This window comes from Streptomyces sp. NPDC001270, from assembly GCF_042896695.1.
Lineage (GTDB): Bacteria > Actinomycetota > Actinomycetes > Streptomycetales > Streptomycetaceae > Streptomyces.
Genome location: NZ_JBIAXM010000001.1, coordinates 822307 through 828306 on the forward strand (window position 1 = coordinate 822307; position 6000 = coordinate 828306).

The 6000-nt window shown below is 71.0% G+C and carries 4 protein-coding genes; all 4 read left to right on the top strand.

All coding sequences use genetic code 11. The features are described from left to right. Positions 1–136 precede the first annotated feature (136 nt). Genes ACFY2B_RS03705 through ACFY2B_RS03720 form a run of 4 tightly spaced genes read left to right on the top strand, consistent with a single transcriptional unit; the run spans position 137 to position 5812 of the window. Positions 137–1855 (top strand): ABC transporter substrate-binding protein, encoded by a 1719-nt coding sequence (locus ACFY2B_RS03705; protein ID WP_390761465.1) that lies wholly within the window; start codon positions 137–139, stop codon positions 1853–1855. Positions 1856–1893: 38 nt separating this feature from the next. Beyond that, positions 1894–3078, top strand: coding sequence for an ABC transporter permease (locus tag ACFY2B_RS03710; protein ID WP_390761466.1), 1185 nt, complete (start codon positions 1894–1896; stop codon positions 3076–3078). Next, on the top strand, positions 3075–4073 hold the full coding sequence (locus tag ACFY2B_RS03715) for an ABC transporter permease (protein ID WP_390761467.1): 999 nt from the start codon (positions 3075–3077) through the stop codon (positions 4071–4073). The genes ACFY2B_RS03710 and ACFY2B_RS03715 overlap by 4 nt, the downstream gene beginning before the upstream one ends. Further along, positions 4070–5812, top strand: a complete 1743-nt coding sequence (locus ACFY2B_RS03720) for a dipeptide ABC transporter ATP-binding protein (protein WP_390761468.1) — start codon at positions 4070–4072, stop codon at positions 5810–5812. The genes ACFY2B_RS03715 and ACFY2B_RS03720 overlap by 4 nt, the downstream gene beginning before the upstream one ends. Positions 5813–6000 lie beyond the last annotated feature (188 nt).

Here is a 6000-nt window from a genome sequence, read left to right on the forward strand (position 1 = left end):
GACGTCTGTGCAGGTGCGTCTCACCCCTTGTCCACATGTCTCGCTATTCGGGCAGTCGTGGCAGTCCCGTCCTCGTGGCGCGGGCTGTCCCGTCCGTCGAGAGAACCTCGACAACAACCGAGAGGTCGTCATTCCGATGCGTCATCCGTCCCTCACCGCGCGCCGTGTGGCAGCGGCAGCCGTCAGCCTGGTCGTGGCAGCGGGCGCCGCCGCCTGCGGGCCGGAGGACAGCGATGCCAAAGGGCCGAACGCGGACTCCGCGCCCCACAAGGGCGGCACGCTCACGGTCCTGAACTCCACCCCCCAGCAGAACTTCGATCCCGCCCGGCTCTACACCTCCGGCGGCGGCAACGTCCCGTCCCTGGTCTTCCGTACGCTCACCACCCGCAACCGTGCGAACGGCGCCGACGGTTCCCAGGTCGTCCCCGACCTCGCCACCGACACCGGGCGCCCGAACCAGGACGCGACCGTGTGGACGTACACCCTGAAGCAGGGGCTCACGTACGAGGACGGCACCCCGATCACCTCGGCCGACATCAAGTACGGCATCGAGCGGTCCTTCGCCCCCGAACTCTCCGGCGGCGCCCCGTACCTGCGGGACTGGCTGGTGGGAGCGGCCGACTACCAAGGGCCGTACAAGGACAAGAAGGGGCTGTCGTCGATCGAGACGCCGGACGACCGGACGATCGTCTTCCATCTGAACAAGCCCGAGGGCGAGTTCCCCTACCTGGCCACGCAGACGCAGTTCGCGCCCGTCCCCAAGAGCAAGGACACGGGTGCCAAGTACGAGGAGCACCCGGTCTCGTCCGGCCCCTACAAGGTCGTCAAGAACGAGAACGACGGCGAGCACCTGATCCTGGAGCGCAACCCCCACTGGTCGGGTGCCACCGACGCCGAGCGCAAGGCGTACCCGGACACCATCGACGTACAGTCCGGGCTCGACTCCTCGGTGATCAACCAGCGGCTGTCGGCGTCCCAGGGCACGGACGCGGCCGCGGTCACCACGGACACCAACCTCGGACCCGCCGAACTCGCCAAGGTCACCGGTGACAAGGACCTGGCCTCGCGGGTCGGCACCGGTCACTTCGGTTACACGAACTACCTCGCCTTCAATCCGACGGTCAAGCCGTTCGACGACCCCAAGGTCCGGCAGGCGATCTCGTACGCCATCGACCGCTCGTCGGTGATCAACGCGGCGGGCGGATCGGCCCTCGCCGAGCCCGCGACCACCTTCCTGCCGAACCAGAAGTCCTTCGGCTACACGCCCTACGACCTCTTCCCGGCGGGCGCGACCGGCGACCCGGCCAAGGCCGAGGAACTGCTGAAGGAGGCGGGTCACCCGAACGGGCTCACCATCACCCTGACCCATTCCAACAGCAAGGACTTCGAGACCAGCCCGGAGATCGCGACCGCCGTCCAGGACGCCCTCAAGAAGGCCGGCATCACCGTCAAGCTCCAGGGACTGGAGGACAACGACTACTCGGACAAGATCCACGGCGTCAAGACGGAGCCGGGCTTCTTCCTCGCCCACTGGGGTGCCGACTGGCCCTCCGGCGGCCCCTTCCTCGCCCCGATCTTCGACGGCCGCCAGATCGTCAAGGACGGCACGAACTTCAACAGCGGCCTGCTCGACGACACGTCAGTCAATGACGAGATTGACGCGATCAACAAGTTGACCGACCTTGACGCGGCGGCCGAGCGGTGGGGTGCACTGGACCAGAAGATCGCCGAACAGGCCCTGGTCGTACCGCTGTTCCACCCCGTCTACAAGCGTCTGTACGGCAAGGACGTCAAGAACATCGTGATCAGCGACTGGACCGGTGTCCTCGACATCTCCCAGGTCGCGGTCAAGTAGGGCGAGCGGGTCGTCACAGCCATGAACGAAGCACAGTCATGAGCGAGGCCGCACCGGCCGCCGGGACCGCCGGGACGGACACCACCGTCCCGGCGGTCTCCGGGGCTCGCCCGTTCTGGCGGCGGCTGCGGACGCAGCGCGCCGCCCTCGTCGCGGCGGTCGTCGTCGCGCTGCTCGTCCTGGTCGCGCTCGGCGCGCCGCTGCTCACCGCCATCGAGGGCCAGGACCCCACCACCTACCATCCGTCCCTGGTCGACTCCGCGCGCGGCGGCGTGCCCGTCGGCGCGTTCGGCGGGATCAGCGGCGACCACTGGCTGGGCGTCGAGCCGCAGACCGGACGCGACCTGTTCGCGCGGCTGGTCTACGGGGCGCGCGTCTCCCTGGGCGTCGCAATGACCGCGACCCTGCTGCAGATCCTGCTCGGAGTCGCCGTGGGCGTCGCGTCCGCGCTCGGCAACCGATGGGTTGATCAACTGTTGAGCCGGGCCACCGACATCATCGTGGCCATGCCGCTGATGATCATGGCACTGGCGCTGCTCGCGATCGTGCCGTCGACCTTCCCGCGGCCCGTCCTGGTCACCCTGGTCATCGGCCTGATCGCCTGGGGCAACATCGCCAAGATCGTGCGCGCCCAGACGCTCACGCTCAAAGGGCTCGACCACGTGGCCGCCGCGCGGCTCAGCGGCTGGGGCGCCTGGCACGTCGCCCGCCGCGAACTGCTGCCCGGACTCGCCGCACCCGTCATCACGTACGCCGCACTGCTCGTGCCCACCAACATCACCGTCGAGGCGGCCCTGTCCTTCCTCGGTGTCGGCGTGAAGCCGCCGACGCCGTCCTGGGGACAGATGCTCACCTCGGCCGACATCTGGTACGAGGCCGCGCCCCAGTACCTGCTGCTCCCGGCCGGCGCCCTGTTCGTGACCGTCCTCGCGCTGACGGTCCTCGGCGACGGCGTGCGCACCGCCCTCGACCCGCGCGCCGCCTCCCGCCTGCGGGTCGGCACGGGCCGCGGACGCGGCTCCCGCAAGAAGGCGAGCGGGCTCCGCGAGGACGTGAGTGGGTTCGCCGGGGAGCCGAGTGGGTCCCACGGGGACGCGGGTGGGTCCCGCGTGAAGGCGACGACGGACGCGATGGCGAAGGCGAAGACGGACGTGAAGGCGACGACGGACGCGATGGCGAAGGCGAAGACGGACGTGAAGGCGAAGACGGAGGAGACCGCATGAGCGGCTTCGGTGGTTTCGTCCTGCGCCGTGCCGTCGGCACGGCCGTCACCCTGCTCGCCATCTCGGTGATCGTCTACGTCGTCTTCTACGCCACCCCGGGCAACGTCGCCCAGATCACCTGCGGCCCGCGCTGCTCACCGGAACAGGTGCACCAGGTCGCCCAGCAACTGCGGCTCGACGACCCGCTGTACCTCCGCTACGGCCACTTCCTTCAGGGCCTCTTCGCCGGCCAGGACTACTCGACCGGGGTGTCCGTCGAGCACTGCTCGGCCCCCTGCCTTGGACTGTCGTACCAGACCGACCAGCAGGTCCTGGCCATCATCCTGAACAAGCTGCCCGTCAGCCTGTCGCTGGTGCTCGGCGCGATGGTGCTGTGGCTCCTGCTCGGCGTCGGCACCGGCGTGCTGTCCGCCTGGCGGCGCGGCCGGATCTCCGAGCGCCTGCTGACCGCCGTCACGCTCGCGGGCACGGCGACCCCGGTCTTCGTCATCGGTCTCGTGCTGATGATCGTCGTCTGCGGCGAACTGCACCTGCTGCCCTTCCCGCAGTACGTCAATTTCACCGACGACCCCGAACAGTGGGCGTGGAACCTGCTGCTGCCGTGGCTGTCGCTGGCCCTGATCGAGGCGGCGGCGTTCGCCCGGCTCACCCGGGCGGCGATGCTGGAGACGCTGGCGGAGGACCACATCCGCACCTTCCGTGCCTACGGCGTCGGCGAACGGTCCGTCGTCGGGCGGCACGCGCTGCGCGGCGCCCTCGCCCCCGTCATCGCGCTGAACGCCAACAACGTCGGCAGTGCGATCGGCGGTGCCGTGCTCACCGAGACCCTCTTCGGCCTGCCCGGCATCGGCCAGGAACTGGTGCACGCGGTCGACGTCGTCGACCTTCCGGTGATCGTCGGCATGGTCCTGGTCATCGGCTTCTTCGTAGTCATCGCCAACGCCGTGGCGGACCTGCTGTACGCGGTGGCCGACCGACGGGTGGTGCTCGCATGAGCCTGGTGGAAGTCACCGACCTCACGGTCGAGTTCGGGTCCGTGCGGGCCGTCGCCGGGCTGTCCTTCCGGCTGGCGCACGGGGGCGCGCTCGCCCTGGTCGGCGAGTCCGGCTCCGGCAAGTCCACGGTCGCGGGCGCCCTACTGGGCCTGCACCGGGACACCGGGGCCCGGGTCGGCGGCTCCGTCCTGGTCGCCGGGACCGATGTGCAGCGGGCCTCCGACGAGGAACTGCGGCGGCTGCGCGGCGGGACGGCCGCCATGGTCTTCCAGGACCCGCTCTCCTCGCTCGACCCGTACTACGCGATCGGTGACCAGATCGCCGAAGTGCACCGCCTGCACGCGCGGGTGTCGCGGCGGGCCGCACGCGCGCGTGCCGTCGAAGTGCTCGACCGGGTGGGGATCCCCGACGCCCGGCGCAGGGCCCGCTCCCGCCCGCACGAGTTCAGCGGCGGCATGCGTCAACGCGCGCTCATCGCCATGGCGCTGGCCTGCGCACCGGAGCTGCTGATCGCGGACGAGCCGACCACCGCGCTGGACGTGACCGTGCAGGCGCAGATCCTCGACCTGCTGCACACGCTGCGCGAAGAGACCGGGATGGGCCTGCTGCTCGTCACCCACGACGTGGGCGTCGCCGCCGAGAGCGTTGACGAGGTCCTGGTCATGCGGCACGGCGAGGCCGTCGAACACGGCCCGGTCGGCACGGTCCTCGGGGCGCCCGCACAGGAGTACACCCGCGAACTGCTCGCCGCGGTCCCGCGCGTGGACGCGGCGCGCGGCCAGGCCCCGGGCACGCCGGCGACACGGGCGACGGCCCGGGGTACTGGCACGGGGACGGGTACTCGTACGGATACGGGTACTGGTACTGGTACTGATCCGGATACGTCGGCCACAGGTGTGGCGGCCGTCGGCGAGAAGGACGCGTCCCGGGCGTCCGGCGAGGTGGTCCTGGAGGCGGTCGGACTCCGGCAGGTCTTCGGGCGGGGCAAGCGGGCCGTCAGCGCCGTGGACGGCGTCTCCCTCACGGTCCGCCGGGGCGAGACCCTCGGCATCGTGGGGGAGAGCGGCAGCGGCAAGACCACCCTGGGCCGCATGCTGGTCGGCCTGCTGGAGCCGACGGCGGGCGAGATCCACTACGCGGGCCGACCGCACACCGGGGTGAACCCGGCCGTGCAGATGGTCTTCCAGGACCCCGTCTCCTCCCTCAACCCCCGCCGCAGCGTGGGCGAGTCCATAGCCGACCCGCTGCGCGCGCGAGGCCGAGCGGCAGGGAGGGACGAGGCGCGCATCCGGGGGCGGGTGCGCGACCTGCTGGAGCGGGTGGGACTCGAAGCGGCGCACTACGACCGCTACCCGCACGAGTTCAGCGGCGGCCAGCGCCAGCGCGTGGGCATCGCGCGAGCCCTCGCCGCCGACCCCCGTGTCATCGTCTGCGACGAGCCGGTCTCCGCGCTGGACGTCACCACCCAGGCCCAGGTGGTAGCCCTGCTCGGCGAGTTGCAGCGGGAACTCGGGATCGCGCTGGTCTTCGTCGCGCACGACCTCGCCGTCGTCCGCCGGGTCAGCCATCGGGTCGCGGTGATGCGCGGGGGCCGCGTCGTCGAGTCCGGGTCCGCCGACGCGGTGTACGACTCCCCGCAGGACCCGTACACCAAGCAGCTCCTGGCCGCGGTACCCGCCCTCGATCCCGAGGCCGCGGCCCTCCGCCGCGCCGCCCGGCGGGAACCGGTCGCGCTATGACGGTTCGTATCCGCTCGATCCCTTAGCGCGACGGAACGCCACCCGCACACGAAAGTTACGACCGTTCACCCCTTTTGGTGGGGGGGGGGGCCAACCTCCCACGGCCCCCCCCCGGGTGAGCGTGAATTAGTACCGCCGCGGGGCGGCCGGGCCCCGGGGGTGCCCCCCACGGGGGTGGGGGGGGGGCA